Annotated in this window: 19 protein-coding genes; 1 reads left to right on the forward strand and 18 read right to left on the reverse strand. The window is 34.8% G+C overall.

What is annotated here, in order from left to right; translation table 11 throughout:
• Positions 1-15: 15 nt before the first annotated feature.
• The 6 genes from OQK60_RS02060 to OQK60_RS02085 form a co-directional block, all read right to left on the reverse strand.
• Complete coding sequence (locus tag OQK60_RS02060; protein ID WP_297683574.1) at positions 16-360, reverse strand: DUF309 domain-containing protein; 345 nt, start codon at positions 358-360, stop codon at positions 16-18.
• Positions 350-664 (reverse strand): hypothetical protein, encoded by a 315-nt coding sequence (locus OQK60_RS02065; protein WP_297683575.1) that lies wholly within the window; start codon positions 662-664, stop codon positions 350-352. The genes OQK60_RS02060 and OQK60_RS02065 overlap by 11 nt, the downstream gene beginning before the upstream one ends.
• A 35-nt stretch (positions 665-699) precedes the next feature.
• Positions 700-1,440, reverse strand: coding sequence for a metal ABC transporter permease (locus OQK60_RS02070; protein WP_297683577.1), 741 nt, complete (start codon positions 1,438-1,440; stop codon positions 700-702).
• Positions 1,437-2,306, reverse strand: coding sequence for a zinc ABC transporter substrate-binding protein (locus OQK60_RS02075; RefSeq protein ID WP_297683579.1), 870 nt, complete (start codon positions 2,304-2,306; stop codon positions 1,437-1,439). Before OQK60_RS02075 ends, OQK60_RS02070 begins: the two co-directional genes overlap by 4 nt.
• A gap of 9 nt (positions 2,307-2,315) precedes the next feature.
• Entirely contained in the window at positions 2,316-3,758 is a 1,443-nt protein-coding gene (locus tag OQK60_RS02080; RefSeq protein ID WP_297683581.1) for a hypothetical protein, read from the reverse strand.
• 128 nt (positions 3,759-3,886) lie between these two features.
• A complete protein-coding gene (locus OQK60_RS02085) occupies positions 3,887-4,156 on the reverse strand; it encodes a hypothetical protein (protein ID WP_297683583.1) in 270 nt (89 codons plus the stop codon).
• A gap of 48 nt (positions 4,157-4,204) precedes the next feature.
• Here OQK60_RS02085 and OQK60_RS02090 point away from each other — a divergent pair, with 48 nt between their 5' ends.
• Positions 4,205-7,042 (forward strand): helicase-related protein, encoded by a 2,838-nt coding sequence (locus tag OQK60_RS02090; protein WP_297683585.1) that lies wholly within the window; start codon positions 4,205-4,207, stop codon positions 7,040-7,042.
• 3 nt (positions 7,043-7,045) lie between these two features.
• Here OQK60_RS02090 and OQK60_RS02095 read toward each other — a convergent pair whose 3' ends face one another.
• From OQK60_RS02095 to OQK60_RS02150, 12 genes are all read right to left on the reverse strand, one after another.
• Positions 7,046-8,101 (reverse strand): nicotinate-nucleotide--dimethylbenzimidazole phosphoribosyltransferase, encoded by a 1,056-nt coding sequence (locus OQK60_RS02095; protein WP_297683587.1) that lies wholly within the window; start codon positions 8,099-8,101, stop codon positions 7,046-7,048.
• Positions 8,088-8,624 (reverse strand): alpha-ribazole phosphatase family protein, encoded by a 537-nt coding sequence (gene cobC, locus OQK60_RS02100; RefSeq protein ID WP_297683589.1) that lies wholly within the window; start codon positions 8,622-8,624, stop codon positions 8,088-8,090. The genes OQK60_RS02095 and cobC overlap by 14 nt, the downstream gene beginning before the upstream one ends.
• The gene (locus tag OQK60_RS02105) at positions 8,621-9,364 is read right to left on the reverse strand and encodes an adenosylcobinamide-GDP ribazoletransferase (RefSeq protein WP_297683591.1); all 744 of its coding nucleotides are present in this window, start codon (positions 9,362-9,364) and stop codon (positions 8,621-8,623) included. Before OQK60_RS02105 ends, cobC begins: the two co-directional genes overlap by 4 nt.
• A complete protein-coding gene (locus OQK60_RS02110) occupies positions 9,361-9,864 on the reverse strand; it encodes a bifunctional adenosylcobinamide kinase/adenosylcobinamide-phosphate guanylyltransferase (protein ID WP_297683593.1) in 504 nt (167 codons plus the stop codon). Before OQK60_RS02110 ends, OQK60_RS02105 begins: the two co-directional genes overlap by 4 nt.
• A gap of 3 nt (positions 9,865-9,867) precedes the next feature.
• Complete coding sequence (locus OQK60_RS02115; protein WP_297683595.1) at positions 9,868-11,796, reverse strand: GGDEF domain-containing protein; 1,929 nt, start codon at positions 11,794-11,796, stop codon at positions 9,868-9,870.
• Positions 11,797-11,858: 62 nt separating this feature from the next.
• Positions 11,859-13,244 (reverse strand): cobyric acid synthase, encoded by a 1,386-nt coding sequence (locus OQK60_RS02120; protein ID WP_297683597.1) that lies wholly within the window; start codon positions 13,242-13,244, stop codon positions 11,859-11,861.
• 112 nt (positions 13,245-13,356) lie between these two features.
• Positions 13,357-14,424: a Fic family protein gene (locus tag OQK60_RS02125; protein WP_297683599.1), complete on the reverse strand. Its 1,068-nt coding sequence runs from the start codon at positions 14,422-14,424 to the stop codon at positions 13,357-13,359.
• Positions 14,421-15,419 carry a RhuM family protein gene (rhuM, locus tag OQK60_RS02130; protein WP_297683601.1) on the reverse strand — a complete coding sequence of 333 codons (999 nt, stop codon included), beginning with the start codon at positions 15,417-15,419 and terminating at the stop codon, positions 14,421-14,423. The genes OQK60_RS02125 and rhuM overlap by 4 nt, the downstream gene beginning before the upstream one ends.
• A 98-nt stretch (positions 15,420-15,517) precedes the next feature.
• Positions 15,518-15,733: a hypothetical protein gene (locus tag OQK60_RS02135; protein ID WP_297683603.1), complete on the reverse strand. Its 216-nt coding sequence runs from the start codon at positions 15,731-15,733 to the stop codon at positions 15,518-15,520.
• A 24-nt stretch (positions 15,734-15,757) separates the two neighbouring features.
• Complete coding sequence (locus tag OQK60_RS02140; protein WP_297683605.1) at positions 15,758-16,180, reverse strand: hypothetical protein; 423 nt, start codon at positions 16,178-16,180, stop codon at positions 15,758-15,760.
• Complete coding sequence (locus tag OQK60_RS02145) at positions 16,177-17,142, reverse strand: iron ABC transporter permease (RefSeq protein WP_297683606.1); 966 nt, start codon at positions 17,140-17,142, stop codon at positions 16,177-16,179. Before OQK60_RS02145 ends, OQK60_RS02140 begins: the two co-directional genes overlap by 4 nt.
• A complete protein-coding gene (locus OQK60_RS02150; RefSeq protein ID WP_297683608.1) occupies positions 17,135-17,860 on the reverse strand; it encodes an ABC transporter ATP-binding protein in 726 nt (241 codons plus the stop codon). Before OQK60_RS02150 ends, OQK60_RS02145 begins: the two co-directional genes overlap by 8 nt.
• Between the last annotated feature and the right edge of the window lie 3 nt (positions 17,861-17,863).

Genomic DNA, 17,863 nt, shown 5'->3' on the forward strand with positions numbered 1-17,863 from the left:
AGAAAATTTTTAAAATTATACACCAAGCTGATTTATATCTAACTTGTCTTTAATCTTTTCTACATGTAAAATAAGAAAATGATACTCCGATAAGTGTTCTGAGTTTATTTTGTGAACAAGAGGTTTGTATTTTAGGTAAGTATTCCAAACTTTTTTAGCACTCTCTGCCCGACCTTTTTTTATAAGTTCAAAGCAGACAGCAGCATTGATAAAGCCTTTTAAAAGTTTAATCTCATCGGACTCTTCAAATCTTCTAGGAAACCAGATAGCTTCCAAGCTCTCATGTGCATCGTAAAATCTATCTTCATCTAGCTCTTGTATAAAATCTTTTAGATGCTGCTTGTGTTGGCTAGAGCTCATCGGTTACCATCATATTTTTTCTCCAATAACCTCTGCCGCCTTTTAAAGAGATGCAGACATGGTTTGGAAATTTTTCTCTATATTCATCAAGTCTGTTTAGTGTTGCTTTTCCGCTATCGCAGTAAAAAACAAAGACACTACCCTCTGGCTCGTTTTTTAGCTCGTAAGGGTTGTAGACTACAGTGTCAGCTTTTTCTATAGGAGATAAAATCGTGTCAACAAGTATGACCTTTATTCCATCTTCTTCAAGCTTTTTTTTGTTTTGTAAAAACTCTTTTTGAGTCCATTCTTTTGGGTACTTCATAACAATAATTATATAAGAAATTAATTAGCTTTGCTTTAAACTTTTTTAGACTTAAGCAAAACTATACTTGAACTAAGAAGAGCACCAAAAAAGACTATGGTGTAACCCGTAGGCAAGTCAAAATAGTACGAAACAACTATAGCAACAATGCTAAAAAACCACCCAAAATAAAAACTAGATAAAAGAGGTCTCTTTAACTCAAGTGATAAAGCAATAAAAGCGGGTGCTATAAGTAGTACAAAAACAACTAATACTCCGGCAAGCTGAACAGATGATGTCACAGTTAGAGCTAACAAAGAGAAAAACACTAACTCTTTTATAAAACCTGTTAGTTTTGGATAAATCTTGTAAAGCGCTAAAGCTATAAAGGCATAGATGATAGCACTTTTTGCAACATCCCAAGGCGGCGTAAAGAGTATGTCGCTTGCTAACAGAGACTTGAAATGTTCCATTCCCTCTGCAGAATGTGAAAGAACCATCATTATTCCACTTGCACCTAGTACATATAAAAGACCTATAAATGCTTCAAGTTTGATGTTTCTTTGTGAAGCAACAGCTATAAGCAGAGCACTCAAAAGAGCAAAGGCAAGCGTTAATAGATAAAAATACTCTTCATGAAAATAACCTAAACTAACCGCAGAGCCAAGCGCAGCAAATTGCGCAATGGCTAAGTCTGTAAAGATGATTCCTCTTTTTAAGATACCCATTCCAAACCAAGAGTGCATCATAACCAAGATAACAACTAACGCTATAGGAGTTAGCAGAATATCTATCATTTAATAGCTCCTGTTAGATACTCAAAAAGAGATATCAAGTCTTCTGTATTATCCAGTGACCCAATATCATGAGGCATTAATATAACAGGAATATCTGTTTTTGACGAAATATATTCAGCCGTTTTTGTTGAGTGATAAACATCATGCAAGATACAGCAAGGCTTCTGCTCTTTTATAAGTTTTATAAGACTTATAGTGTGTTTTGACGATGGTGGAATCCCAGGTAATGGTTCTATTGTAGCTATACTTTCTAATCCGTAAGATTTGTTAAAATAGGCTAGATTATTATGAAACTGAATAACTTTCAAACCTTTTTTACTAAGCATTTTTTCATTCCACATGTCAATCTTTTTATTCCACATGTCAAAAAAATCTATATAGTTTTTTTCATAAAAGTCTTGGTTTTTTGCATCCATAGATATTAAATACTCTTTGATAACATTAGCCAAAATCAGAATATTTTTTGGATCAAGATGAAAGTGTGGATTTCCATCAGGATGCAGGTCCCCTCCAGAGCGGTCAACACTTTGAGGCTTATCTATCATGGTCACATGGTTTGAGAGATTTAAAAATGTTGCGGCATTTATGTTTGTTTTTGGGTTAGCTGCTCTTTTTATAAGCGGAGGCAACCAACCAATCTCTAGCTGTCCTCCATTCATTATCAAACCGTCGGCATTTCTGACTTTTGATATAAGAGATGGACGCGGAACCACAAAGTGTGGGTCCCAATTTCCTTTTGCAAGTACAACAGTCTCTACCTTATCAGCACCGATACTTTTTGTAAGAGCACCGATATATGGGTAACTTACTGCTATATTTAGGTTTGCAAAAAGTGTAAGCGGTAAAAGGAGTAGTAAAAATCTCATGCCATTCTCCTAAAACGAATGAGCGCCGTGAGCACCAATAGAAAAGTTTGCCTGAAGTATAATAGTATCTATTTTTTCTCTCATGCCATCTTCATTATAGAGTGCTTCATTACGGTTGTATTGAAGTCTGAATTTTGCAAATTCACTTGTTCTGTACTCTATCATTGTAGAGTATTTATTTAAGTCGGTTGGTTTATTTAGGTCTATGCCATTTGCAGCTACATCATTTTTGTAGATTGTGTCATATCTGGCACCTATTTTCCAATTTTTGTCTATTGCGTAAATCAACTGAGTGTAGAGTCCGGCTTGTTCTTTTGTTAAATTTGGGCTGCTTACAACAGCTCCTGTGCCATCAAGATTGTACTGTACGCCATCCATATCTCTCATCAACCATTCACTTTGCCAAGTCAAAAAACTGTATGAATCGAAGTAGTGTTTTATAGTTAAATCAGCTCCATATAGTACAGAGTCAGCACTAAATACATGAGGCCCATCTTCATCATCGCTATGGTCAATTCTTGAGGTTCCATTTGCATAAGAGAGACCACCTAAAACAGTTGTATCTTCAATATCAAAAGATGTTTTTGCATAAGCCACAAATAGTGATGGAGCGCGAGAACCTTTTGCAATAGGATCTTGGGCGTCACCTATAGTAGCGTTACCAAACATCTGCTCATTTTCCCCTTGTAAGACTTCTGCACCAAGCATTAAGTAATTTTTTGTAGGAGCTGTCCACTGAAGTTGAAGTCCTTTTTCGTTTAAGCCATGCATTCCTAAAAAGCTCTCATAAACTAAAGGCATATCAGCAAAATCCCAAGCATGGTGATGCTGTTCATTTAAATATCCAAAATTTGAGTTAAATTTTCCGCCCTTTACCCTTGTTCCATATCCAAGAGCCGTTGATGTAAAAAATAACTCCTCTATCTCAACACCATGTTCTGAGAAGTGAAATATACCATCCATAGTAAAAAATGGGTCAACTGCACTTGATAACACTAATTCAGCATAGTTAAGATTAAATCCGTTACTTGCATTATAAGTCGAATGCGAATCTCCATCATGTGAGTGAGAACCAAGCAGTCCGTGAGCTACACCCGGAACTTCCAGATGAGCAGCTTCGTCATCTTTTTTACTTCTGCTTACATAAGAAGTATCCATTATAAGTGAAATATCTGGCATATATTGAGACTGCATAAATGTTGCATTTTTAGTCTCACTTGCTTGCTTTTTTTGCACAGCATTCTCTTGATGATTATGCGCTGTTTTAATATCAAGTTTTTGTATATAATTTTGTTCATTTGAAGCATCAGCCTGCTCAAGCTTTTGTATTTTTTTTAGTAGTTTTTCTATCATCAGCTGCTGTTTGTCCATCTGTGCTTTTAACTGCTCTAAATCTGTGTCAGCTAAAAGAAATGAAGACGCAACTAATGATAAGCATATTAGCTTTTTCATAGTTTTATCCTATATATATTTATAACGCTTAATGAGCAAGAGCCCATCAAGCTACGCTTGCCGCTATGGCACTAAAGCTTGACGCTGTTGCGTCAGAAGTTATTTGTATGAGTGTTTTTATTGGGTAGTTAGGAAACTAAAGGAGGTGCGCGGTTCTGGTTGGATTTGTTTTTGACATGTAGATTTGAGATTTGAGAATTTTGTAAAATATCTTCAAAGTGAAAAACTTCAACATTTTTAGAGTTATCAATGATATCAACAGAAGTTAGTTTGTCATTAACATGATAAACCAGACATGCCGATGAGTCATCATCATGTGTAATATGCTCCAGCTCATGGATTGCTGAGAGGCTTGTAGCAATAACAAAAAATATTGATAAGAGTATTCTTAGTTTCATAAGTGCAATTTTAGCATATTTTGTTTTTGTTTTAGGCTACAATAGCATATGTCAAAGAAAAATAAAAAAAATACTAAAATAAACCAAAAAATAAGAAAATATTTTGATGACGATCCTTTCGATGTCGGCATAGAAAGAGTAAGCTCTGATACACTAAGTGAACTCTTCGCAACTCTTGGAATATATGATGTTGAACACAAAAAAGATGTGCTCGTAAAAACAGTTAGAATGTTGTGGAGTGAAGCGGATAGCGACTTTCGTCAAGATATTTTAAACTTTTTTGCTTCAAATGGTGAGATTTACAGATCAAATACTCCAAAACAGCCAAATTTAGATAGAGAAGACAAGATAGATATGCTGCTTCAAGAGTTAAAGGTAACTCACGATGAAGCTGTCTTACTGCATGAAGCCTTCCATGACATAAGAAGCAAAAAGATAACCATTGAGAAGATGGAGTCTAAACTTCGCCATATTCGCTTTGAGCTGAAAAAAGAGAGACTTCAAAAGGCACTTGAGGGTGTTTTTGATATAGATGATTCTTTAGAGTTTAACGCTTCTGTTCACTATGTACTTTATGCTCAAAGCTTTCACAAGATACTGACATTAAACACTAAAGTATATAACTATGAATACCTTCAAGATACAGATGAAGATATACTCATAGCCGAGATATCAGAAGAAAAAGATAAAGTTGTAAAGGCAAAACAGGCTGAGATAAACAATTTTATAAAAAATTTGCCAAAAAAACATAAATACCTGACTCAAAAAGAGATAGTTGCTTCACTGCGTGCTTCACCTCCAAAAACAAAGGTCTCTTATCCTCTTATTAAAGAGAGTATTTTAAGCAGTATTATAGAGGGAGAGCTTGGGTCTGTTGAGTTAGAGCTTCATGACGAGGAACTTTTGATTCGATTGGAGCAAAAGTGTAAACTTCCACATGTAGATAAAACGCAAGATTATATTTTAGAGTTACATGTAGAGCTGAATTCTCTGCTAGAGGATATTTGGAAGTCAAAAGAGCTTGATTTTTGTGAAGTTATAGATGAATCAAAAAAAGAGCATGAAGAGCAGTTTTACCGTGATTTAAATGATGTGGTTGAAGAGTGTGGAAAATATGCAGCCCTACTTCATTTAAGTGATGAGGAGCTACATCTAAAAGTTTACAATGTCTTACTTGATTTGCTTCCTTTTTCTTTAGCAATTACACCAAAAATACTTAGAAAAACCGTAAAAAGATTTATAGATGAAACTCGCGATGAGATAATCAAGATGCAAAGACAGGCGCTTCTAGCAAGAACGATACGAGACTTTAAAAATCTGTTTCCTCAAGCTAGAAGTATGAGAAGAAAACTCATCCTTCATATAGGTCCTACAAACAGCGGTAAAACATATCAGGCAATGCAAAAACTTAGAAATGCAGATACCGGTTACTATTTAGCTCCACTAAGACTTTTAGCACTTGAGGGTTACGAAGAGTTAAAAGAAAATAACATTGAGGCTTCTCTTATAACAGGTGAAGAGCAGATTCTGGATGAAAATGCGACTCATATAAGCTCTACGATTGAGATGATTAATTTTGAAGTTGATGTCGATGTATGTGTAATCGATGAAGTACAGATGATAGATGACCGTGATCGTGGCTGGGCATGGGCAAATGCCATCATCGGAGCACCTGCGAGTGAAGTCATAATGACTGGCTCGTCAAACTCAAAAGAGGCTATCATAGCCTTAGCCGAGTACCTTGGTGAAGAGCTTGAAATCGTAGAGTTTGAGAGAAAAAATCCCTTGACCCTCCTAGAGTCTTCTACAGATATAAAAAATGTCCAAGAGGGAACGGCAATAATCGCCTTTAGCAGAAAAGATGTACTAAAACTAAAGCAAAAATTCTCACGAGATTTCAGCGTAAGTGTTGTTTACGGAAACCTTTCTCCCGAAGTCAGACGCGAAGAAGCTAAAAAATTTCGCTCAGGCGAAACACAGATACTTGTTGCAACTGATGCCATCGCGATGGGAATGAATCTGCCAATAAAAACTATACTCTTCTCAGCTGCTGAAAAATTTGACGGTGTAACCCAAAGAAGTCTGCTCTCGAGTGAAATTCATCAAATCTCAGGACGCGCAGGACGATATGGTCTTCATGAAGAGGGCTTCGTAGGAGCTTTAAGTTCTGATGTTTTAAATATTGTGAAAAAGAATTTTCGCAAAGAGGCACACACTATAAATATTCCTTTTAAAGTTATGGCAAATCTTGAACATATAAAACTTGTTGGAAATATTTTAGAAGAGAGCTCTTTGAGTGAGATTTTAAAGTTTTTTGGGAAAAATATGGAGTTTAACGGTCCATTTATTGCATCAAATCTTGATGACATGTTAGAAGCTGCTTTGATAGTTGACATGTACGATTTGGATATAGCTACAAAGTATCATTTAGCATGTGCTCCATTGACTCTGAAATCACCATATATTATAGGAGCATTTGAGAGTTATTTGATTGCACTAGAAAAGAAGATGCCCATCCCATATGTTACACCGACTCTCAATGGAGTTTATGCGCAGACATCGGTTGAGCTTTTGCGTGCTGAAGATATGGTAAAGGAGATTTCACTCTATCTTTGGCTTGGCTACAGGTTTAAAGAGTATTTTCCAGATGCACATAAAGCCCGTGTAGCAAGGGGAGTTTTAAACAAATATATAGAGGAGTCTCTACATCAAGGTCAACTCGCTTCCGTGTGCAGATTATGTCACGCGCCTCTGCCTATAAACACACAATATAGTATCTGTCAATCATGCTTTAAAAAGCATTATACGACTAGGGGTTTAAGAGAAAGACGAAGAGAGGATAGAGGCAGAGGGGATAAAAATAAAAAAGACAGAAGAAAATCCTAGCTCTTACATGGTATACATGATTAGTTCTATCGCTTCTAAAAGCTCTTTATTGGTGTTTTTGTTTGTGTAGGCATAAGCCAGTGCCGCGCCGGCTCCAACACCCTCTTTAGCTTCTCCCTCATCATACTTTTTTAGTATAGGAATTTCTGCATTTGCAAATGAAAAACTTGTGTGCAAAGCATGTGGAGTGTAGCTAAGAAGTGATAACAGATGTTTTATATCTGAATTTTCATCGTTTGCAACCCAAGATGTAGTAGCAAGTGTAATATTGTCACTTTTAACTCTCATAAGCACATCTTCTCTCAGGGCATCTGCTACTAGCAGACATGCAGCCATCTGTGTTCCGCCAGCTAAAACTATATGAAATCTTCGTGAAGCCTCAAGCAAAAAACCTGCACAAAATATAAGCATATTATCGCTCACAATTGATAGTTTTTCAAACCTGCTCATCTCGCTGCTTATTAGTGAAAGTGCTTTTTCAACTGTTTTGCTTTTTATGTCATCAGGAGAGTTTAAAAAACTGGATGAGAAGTCATTTTTACACTCATAGCCAAGTGCCAAAGCGGTAGCTGCTGCCGTAGTTGTCCCACTAGGAACACACTCTGCTAGTATAAGGTAATTTCCCTTTAACTCATAGCTTTTTCCTGCCTTCATTCCCTTTTCAAAGAGACTTTTTGCGTCTATATTCGCCCCTGTTGCAATAGAGTCAGATGGTAAAATTCCAAAACTTTGACATGTAGAGTTTTGAGGAGATTTACTAAGTCCTAAGTCTAAGATTTCTATGGAGCTAAAAGGAGTTAAGTTATGTACTGCTCTTGTTATGATAGCCGGCGAAGGAACACCGGTTGGAGTCTCTGCAAGTTCGCTTAAAGAGAAGACTTTTTGATTTGTTATAAACTCTGCGTCAAGTGTTGGAGTGAGGTAGATTTTGCCAGGTATTCCAGCTTGAGTTATACCCTTAATCTCACAAGTTTTTGTAACAGAAGCTGCAAGTAAAAAGTCCGCTTTTCCTGTTGGGATGGTGTCTGGTTCGTTTGTAAATATGTTATATGTTTTCAATTATAAAATCTCCATAATCTATTTTAATTTTAAAAGCTTCTTCAAGCGAAATATTTTTTTTAAGAGTAAGAAGAGTTCGTATTACTCCAGCGTGAGTAACAACAAGAATATGCTCTTTTTTTAGCGATGGCAAATAAGCTGTGAAAAACTTTTTTACTCTTTGTTTATACTCTTCATAAGGTTCGCCGTCAAGCGCTTGTATCCATTGCAAAAAGTCTATATACTCTATCTCGCCCTTGGCAATTATTTCATCAAAACTTAGCCCTTCATGCCTTCCCCACGACTTCTCTCTGAGTTTGTCTGTGTAGATTGCATCATTGACATGTAAGGAGTGTTTTAGAGTCTCTTTTGCGCGAGGCAAATCCGAGCAAAAAACAGCATCAAACTCTTGAGAATCTAGTTTTTTTGCTAACTCTTTCGCTTGATTCTTTCCATTTTCAGATAGACCTATATTATTGTGCCCGTTATAACAGCCTATGAACTCTTTTTCAACTTCGCTGTGTCGAACAAGTGTTACTCTCATGCAAGCAGACCAAAGAGAACAACATTTAGCAACAGCAATTCTGTTACCTCAATTGTAAAACCGTAGATATCTCCTGTAAATCCGCCATATCTCTTTATAAAAAAGTGTTTTATAACAAACAAGACTAACAAAGAACTAACAAGCAGCAAAAAAGCGTTAAATATAAAAGCTATGATAGCGGAGTAGATTATCGCCCATGTGAGTTGTGATTTTGTAAACTCCTGCTTTGCTAAAGTCGCCATACCGTTTGGATTGATATAAGGGTAAAGATATATTGCTAAAACTGCGTTTAGTCTTGAGAGCATCAAGATGGTCGGAAGTAAATAGAGCAACTCTTCATAATCTGTAAGAAATAGAGATACAGATGAGGCTTTGAAAATTAAAAAAACCACACTTATTATCATACCCATTCCGCCGACATGTGAGTCTTTCATAACCTCTAAGGCTCTATCTTTATGGACATAAAGCCCATCTATCGTGTCACTAAATCCATCAAGATGAAGCGCACCCGTTAGCAATACCCAAAGAGTAAAAATAATGATGCACAAGTGAGCTGATGAAATCTGCGGGCTTAAAAATGTATAAACAGCCCATAAAATACCGCCGAGGATAAAGCCTACAAGAGGGTAAAACATAACGGCATAACCGTTGATGCCTTTATAGAAATCATGTACTTTAAAAAAGGGAACAGTTGTCAGCATTGATACTGCAAGCGCAAAACCTTTAAATATATCTTTCATTTTATTCTCGTTGATATACCTGCAATAGTATGATAGACTTCTTCACATCTGCTTGCTATAAGTTGAGAGAGTTTTCCGCTGATATCTACAAACTCACGGGAGAGTTTATTATCTGGAATTATTCCCGTTCCGACATCATTTAAAACAAAAACCACACTTTTATCAAGTTCTAAAACAGCCTCTAGTTCATTTGCCATATCATCAAAACAAAAGCCGTGATAAAGCATATTGTTTATCCACATGCTTACACACTCTACTAAAACTGTGCTTTGACATGTAGAAATGCTTTCATAAAGTTTTAAAGGCTCTTCAAGGGTTATAAACCTGTCTTGTCTAGATTTTTTATGCTCATCAATTCTTATTTGCATACCCTCATCGATAAACTCCGTAGTTGCTAAGTAGATAGGCTTTGTTGTAGAGTTATTGAGTGCATAATTTTGGGCATTAAAAGACTTCCCGCTTTTGATACCGCCGATAAAAAGAGTTTTTTTTCTTTTCATGCTCTAACACTCTTGAGATACGAGCTGATTTCGTCCGGCATCTTTAGCACGATAAAGCAGTTCATCAACACGCTGAAGTATTGCGTCTTCATCCATAATGCATGGAGCAGTCATATTTAAAAGTCCCAATGAAATCGTTACTACATCTGAACACTCACTGTCTTTATGTTCTATTTGAAGATCCTCTACTGCTTTGATTAGTATCGAAGAAAAAGCAATCGCTTCTTCATTGTTTTTCATATCCGAGTAAATAACCATAAACTCTTCTCCCCCAACTCTAAAGAGGTAGTCACTAGGGCGCTGAAGCTTCTCAGAGATTTGTGAAACAACTTTTTGTAAGACTTCATCACCTTTTATATGTCCATATGTGTCATTATATTTTTTAAAGTAGTCTATATCAATCATAGCGATACATAGCATACTCTCTTGTCGTTTTGCACGCTTGATTTCTTTGGTAAATATTTGGTTGAAAAAACGGCGGTTGTAAGCACCGGTCAATTCATCTTTTATAGATATCTCTTCGATTCGTTTTTGATCGGTTATATTTTCTCTAATCGCCGTAAAACCTGCAATCTCATCGTTTTTTATTATTGGCGCTACATGATTTTTGACCCAATATACATCCCCGTTTTTGCCAATATTTTTCATTTCGCCTGTCCAGCTTTCGCCTTTTAAAATACTATCCCACATCTCTTTATAGAGGGTTACCGGGGTATCAGGGCTTTTTAAAATACGGTGATTTACTCCTATGAGCTCATCTTTAGAGTAGCCTGTTAGTTTACTAAATGCACTACTGACATCAGTAATATTTCCATCCAAATCAGTACTTGACATATAAACATATTTGTCAATAATATCTAGCTGCGTCTCTAAGTCATCTTTGAATACATTCAACTCTTCATGCAATCTTATCGGATAGCGCGAAAGAGCCATTGAAATAGGTAAAGATATGATTAATATTATTACACCCATAACTATAAGATAATCTATTATATTTTTAGTATATTCCAAAATCTTTTCTGTTTTTTCTTCAAGGACAATCTTTAAACCTTCCCCATTTTTAATAATGCTAGATATATCAAAAGTGAAGTGTTCTTTTTTGTACAACAGATTTAAAATAAAATTATCATTATGAGTCTTTGTTGTATATCTGATATTTTTCGTATTTTCAAGATATCGCGTCCACTCATATTTTTCGTGGTTTTTAAAATTGCTGGTAAGAATATGAGAGTCTTTGTCTATGATGGCTACATTGAAAAGTTCTGACTCTATAATTTCATTTAAAATATCTTCCATAAAAATATTTATTATCAAAATACCTTTAAATTCATTGTTAACATAAAATGGCTTAGCAACGCGCATAGTTGGGATGATTGGCTTTACTATCTTTCCATATTCCTCATTTAAATCTATCTTTGAAAACCAAATTTCATTTTTGCCAATTTTTTTGATCTCTTCAAAATAGTACCTGTCTGACTTGTTTTGCAGAGATTTTTTACCTACTGAGTATGGTGAATAACCAATAGCTTCTCTCTCAACTCTGACAGCCTCATGCCCATGCTTATCAATAAATCTAAATTGCATAATATTAGGATCTGCATAAGCTATAGTCATCATTATTTCTGCGATGTGACTTTTTTCATGCTTATTTTCTTTTGTATCGTTTTGTAAAAAAGTCTCAAATTCTGAAATTCTAGAGACAGCCGTAATATAATTTTCAAAATTACTAGTTTGTGTATATATATAGTTTTGTTTGTAGGCAAGAATATTTTTTGCTGAGGTGTCAAACTCTTTATGTATTGCATTTAGTTGGTAATTGACGCCTACAAACCCTGAGATAATAGAAATAATTAAACCAATAGAAATAAATAATATTACAAGAACAAGACGGTAGTGATACTTACTGTCTTTGAAAATCAGTTTATTTAGCAAATCTGCCCCTTGAATATTAAAAAATATTTATATTATATATAAATAAGTTTAATTCTAAAATATTACTCATGCAACTTTTTTTCTATAAAATCCATATCTATATGTTTGCTCACATGCTTGGCGAAGTTTTTGATGGCTTTTGCTTTGTACTTTTTGAAGTTGTAACCCTTGTATTTTGGGTTAATTTTTGAGAAAAGATGATGACGAATCTCGTCTGAATCAAAAAGCCCGTGAACAAATGTCCCGTAGAAATTTTTTCTTTTTTTAGACCTTTTTTCAGCAAATTCGTTGTGTATTTCGTAGCCATCGACCATATGACCAAAAAGATTGTAAGTACCTTTTTGAACTATTTTCTCTTTAGCAAAGATTACTTCACCTTTTATGCGTCCAAAACCTGCTATTTCTTTTTGTTCAGACTCAATTTCCAAAGGGTCAAGAATCATCTCAAACATCATCTCATAACCGCCACAAATTGCTACTATTTTTTGCTCTTTTGAACTAAGTTTTTCTTCAAAACCTCTCTCTCTTAACCATGCCAAATCATCTACGACCCTTTTGCTTCCGGGTAAAACCACCAAATCACATGTTGACATGTCACTTGCGTTTGAGATGAAAGACAGCTCAACTTCTTCGTCTACAACAAGAGGCTCAAAATCTGTAAAGTTACTGATGTGTGGAAGTTTAATAACTCCAACTTTTATTAGAGCATTTGTTGTGTTTTGGATATAGTTCATCATAGAAGCACTATCTTCAAAACCAAGGTTAAAAGGCTTAAATGGCACAACGCCTAAAACATTTATGCCAAATCTCTCTTCTATGATCTGCACGCCTTCATCAAAAAGTGACATGTCACCTTGAAACTTGTTGACAATGACACCTATGACATTTTCTCTTAACTTGGGCGGAAGTAGTCTGTAAACACCGTAAATGGAAGCAAAAACACCGCCTCTTTGTATATCTGCAACTAAGATGATTTTTGTGTTAAACTCATCTGCAATGTAAATGTTTGAGAGGTCTTTGTGCATCAAGTTAAGTTCAACAGGACTTCCGGCTCCCTCTGCAACCACACATTCATATTCATTGCGAAGTTTTTTAAAGGCTTTTTTAACATGTGGTTTTAAAGTGTCAATATCACGATAATATTCAAGCACATCTTTGTTGCCTACGCTTTTGCCGTTGAGAATCATATGCGCTTGTGAATTTCCGCCTGACTTTAAAAGAATAGGGTTCATATCTGTAGTTGTCTTTAGACCAATTGCTTCTGCGGCAAAGTGTTGAGGTATAGCTATCTCCCCGCCACTGTCAGCTACTTGAGAATTGTTAGATACATTTTGAGCTTTAAATGGCGCCACTTTTATGCCACGCTGATGCAAAAGATAAGTTATTGCAAAAGAAAGTGTTGATTTTCCAGCGTCAGAGCTTGTTCCGAAAATGCTAAGTGAGTTCATTTGTTTTTGTTGCCTTTTTAGCTATGTTAAATTTTTTTAGTTTTTTTAACATATCACTAAAGCTATGTTAAGATTTTATAATTTTTTTAACATAGCTTTTTTCTATGTTAAACTATATGCCTTTTTGTAACATAGCAAATAGTTGAGAGTTAATAAAATATTTACTATTTTTTATTTGAATGCTTTTCATTATTTCAAGATGCTCTAATTCTTTTAAATATTTTGATGCTGTTTGCCTAGTAATACCCAATTTATCAACCAAAAAATCAATTTTTGTGTAGGGATGCATAAATAAGATTTCTATCAAATCTTTACTATAAATTTTAGGTAGTTTCTCTTTTACCTCATCTGTTGTTTTTTCCATAAGGTTGTTTATACCTTCCACCAAGTTTATAGTCTCAATTGAAGTCTGCTCAACTCCATCAAGCATATATAAAATCCATTCTTCTAAAGCATCTTTAGTTCTAACTTCTTGAAGCAGTCTGTAATAATCATTTTTGTTTTTAATAATGTAACGACTTAAGTACAAGATGGGAATATCTAATAAACCTTTTAAGATGAGATACAAGATATTTATAATCCTGCCAGTTCTCCCATTTCCATCATAAAAAGGGTGGATACTTTCAAACTGATAGTGAATAATCGCCATATTCACAAGCGGGTCATTGTCATTTGGCTCGTTAATAAACTTTTCAAGATTGTCTAAAAGATTTTGAATAGTTTCATAATTTTGCGGTGGAGTAAAGACTACTTCTCCGGTCTGTGCATTTTTAAGATTTGTACCACTTTGACATCTAACACCAGCACCATTTTGCTCTAGTTCTTCCTGAATTTTTACTATGTATTTTTTTAGAAGGAGGTGATTCTCTTTAACTAAGTCAAACCCCTTTAAAAGAGCAAAAGAGTAATTTTGCACCTCTTTAGCTTCATTAGTTATATTCGAAATGTCAATACTTGCACGGTAAAGCTCATCATGAGTAGTGATAATATTTTCAATCTCACTACTGTCTTTAGCCTCTTGCAAAACCAAAGAGTTTATCAAAATAGCTTGGTTAGGAATAATTTTGGCAACACCGTTTAGCTTCGCCAAAGCCCTATTTGCAGAGATGGTTTTTTTTAAGACTTTTATTGTTTCTATGGTTTGCGGTATGGGTAAGTTTTTTGGGATAAACTCTGTCATAATAGTTTTAGCTCCTCTGAGATATCTTTTATTAATTTACTAAGTGGTCGCTTGTTTATGTCATTATCGTTAACATAACCACATGTTACGAGTCTAAGTAAGTCTTCACGATTTTTAAAAAGTGTTCCTTCGTATTTTTGCATCAGCTCATCGAGGTAACTATCGTTGTAGATTTCTCTTTTTTGAAGTAATTCAGCGATTATATCTTTATGCTCATCATATAGATTTTTTAAGTTAAATACTTCTATATGTTTTTCTACTTTTTCTTTATTATTTATAGCTTCAATATCAAATATTACCCTTTTAGAATCTAAAAAATCTATTTTTTCATTTTTTGTTATTGATTTTATACCCTTATATTTAAACTTTGCACTATCATTAAAACTTTCAGTGTATGGGTAAAAGATATTTTCTTTTTTTGATGATTTTCTCTGGTTACATGTAGAGCAACTAGGAACTAAGTTATATAAGCTAACTGCAAGATATGGATAATCTTTTTTGTCAAAAAAATGGTCAATACTTTGGTAAATTCTTCTCTCGCTTGTACGAATAGAACGAACACGCTCAAGTAGCTCTTTGAAGTAGTCTTTACCAAAGTATTGACCATTTTTAAGTCTATCATCATCCATGGCAAAACCTTTAATGATAAACTCTTTTAAGGTGTTTGTTGCCCAGATACGAAACTGTGTGGCTTCTTTAGAGTTGATTCTGTAGCCTACGGCTATAATCATGTCAAGATTATAATATATTATCTCTCTTTGTACTTCTCTATTACCTTCCTTTTGAACATGTGCAATATTTGCACATGTTGAATTATCAAGCTCCTCATCAGATAGAATATTTTTAATATGTTTTGTAACAACCGTTCTGTCAACACCAAAAAGGGTAGCTAATTGCTTTTGTGATAACCAGAATGTTTCATCTTTATAAATTATGTCAACATTTATATTTGTTAGAGGTGTTTTATAAAAGATTATTTTATTTCTCTTTATCATGTTGATTTTCCTAATTATTCTTTTATTTTTCCGATTTTAGCAAAAAGAAGTTGTATATTTTGCTGAAAAATCTATGATCTCATTTGCACTGCGCTTCATCAAAGATCTATACCGTCCCAAAAGTCTTCATATGTCAGATTTGTCATCGCATTTTCATTTTCTAAGTTTTTCTCTAGTAGTTTTTTTTGCTCTTTTTCAAAGTATTCTTCAAGGGCTTCGTTCATTATAGTGCTAAAATCTTTTTTGAGTATCTCGCTAAAGTTCTCTAGGTTCTCAAGGTTGTCACTGCTAAGTGTAAAGTTTCGTTTTTGCATAGTTAATATTGTACCTAAATGTATCTATTTTAAATGGCAGTTTTTCATGATTTTTTTCCAATCAAGGTCGAAGGTTTTTTTTACATATGCTTTGTGATGGGGAACGGTGCATTTTGAGCAGTCTTGATGAATCACACCATTGTTTGCAAATTTGCTTCCGTTATTTATATCGCATTTACTGAGTATAGTATATTCGTTATATTTTCCGACGCCTTCATCGTTAAATCTAAAATGCGGACATGCACAAAGATAGCAGTTTAGTTTTTCCATGTCATGACACTTTACAGGCTCTTTATACAGAGGACAAAAATCATTTTCTTCTTTTACCATGTTGTCAAAGTCAAAATACTCTATTATTTCATCTTCACTCAAACCGCGTGCCAACAGCTTATCTACAATTTTTTTATGTTTGTTCGCATGTTCATTAAACCATTCTATGTAACTCATCGTTTGCTCCTGCTTATGATTAAATATATAAAAAATGGACCACCAATAAGGGCTGTTACAATGCCTATAGGAAGTTCACTTTGAGTCTGTAATCCTCTTGTTATAGTATCGCAAAGCACTAAAAACAGTCCACCAAACAGAGCTGTTTTTATAATGCGTTTGCTTAGTGTGCTTGGGTAGATTTTTGAAACTATATGAGGCACTATAAGCCCTATGAAACCGATAGGACCGCTTATGCTGACAAGTGTTCCAATTCCAAAAGAGGAGACTATCAAAAGCAGAAGTGTAATCTTTTTTGTATCAACTCCTTTAAGTTTTGCACTCTCATCAGAAATGCTTAAAAGTTGAAGTTCAAACCTGTACATGTAAACAGTCAAAAGAATAAAAAAAGCGATAATTCCAAGGGCAATAGGATTCTGCCAGCCAATAACAGATAGCGAGCCCATGGTAAAACGGATAAGCATATCGTTTTGCATAGTGTCACCAAGATAAAAGATAATCATCAACGCAGAAGTGTAAAAAAGTGAAAGTGCGATTCCTAAAAGCAGGAGAGATTCTTGTTGAGAACTTTTTAAAAACTGCGATAGATATATAAGCAAAAAAACTGTAAATATTGCTCCCAAAAAGCCAAAAACACTTATGGCCGCTATACCAAAGAGCAGACTTCCAAGTCCTAGTTTTATGGCGATTCCTGCACCCAAAACTGCACCGCTTGATATTCCCAAAGTGTAGGGAGTCATGAGAGCATTTCTAAAAAGAGTTTGAAACAAAAGACCGCTTATAGAGAGGATAACTCCTGCAAAAAATGCAAATAAAACTCGTGGAACCCGCAAGTCAAAAAAGATAGTCGAGCTTAGATGACTGGCATTAAATATATCTTCTACATGTAGAGAAACAGCGCCGATAAATGGCGAAATAATCAAGACGCTAAAAAGTAGTGACCAAATGATAAGCTTACTCATATTTAACTGCCAATGATTCAAATTTAACTCCGTAGAGTTCTTCTAAAGTGCTGTTGTTAAAAAAGTCATCCCCGTAGAGTTTTGCTTTTGCTTCTTTTATAAAAAGAACATGATTTTGGACATAAGAAGCAAGGTTTAAATCATGAGTAATCAGTATGACTTGGTGGTAATCTTTGAGACCCTTGATGTGCTGTGCAATTATTTTAGAGTTGTGCGGGTCGAGGTTTGCGGTTGGCTCATCAAAGATGATTATTTTACTCTGCTGGGCAAGTGCTTGAGCGATGAGTGTTAACTGTTGTTCTCCCGAGCTAAGAGAGCTTAGTGTATGTTTTTTCAGGTGTTGTATTTTTAAAAACTCTAAAGTATTTTGTACAATTTTTTTATCTCTGTTTGAGTACTCAAAAAAGCTTTTTTTGTAAGGAAATCTGCCAAGAAGAACAAACTCTTCTACAGTTATGTAGATATCGTAGAGTTCAAGTTTTGCAGGGATATACGAGATGCTTTTTGCCTTGTTTAAAAGTGAAAGCTCTTTGATGTTTTTGGAGTTTATGCTTATCTCTCCCTCAAACTCTATGAGATTGCAGATAGCTTTTGCAAGTGTACTTTTGCCAGAACCGTTTGCTCCGAGAATACTTAAATGATTTGTGATTTTTATGTTTACATCTTGTAAAATGAGTTTGTCATCATATCTGCATGTAAGATTTTTTAACTCAATCATCTC

Source organism: Sulfurimonas sp., assembly GCF_026196735.1.
Classification (GTDB): domain Bacteria; phylum Campylobacterota; class Campylobacteria; order Campylobacterales; family Sulfurimonadaceae; genus Sulfurimonas.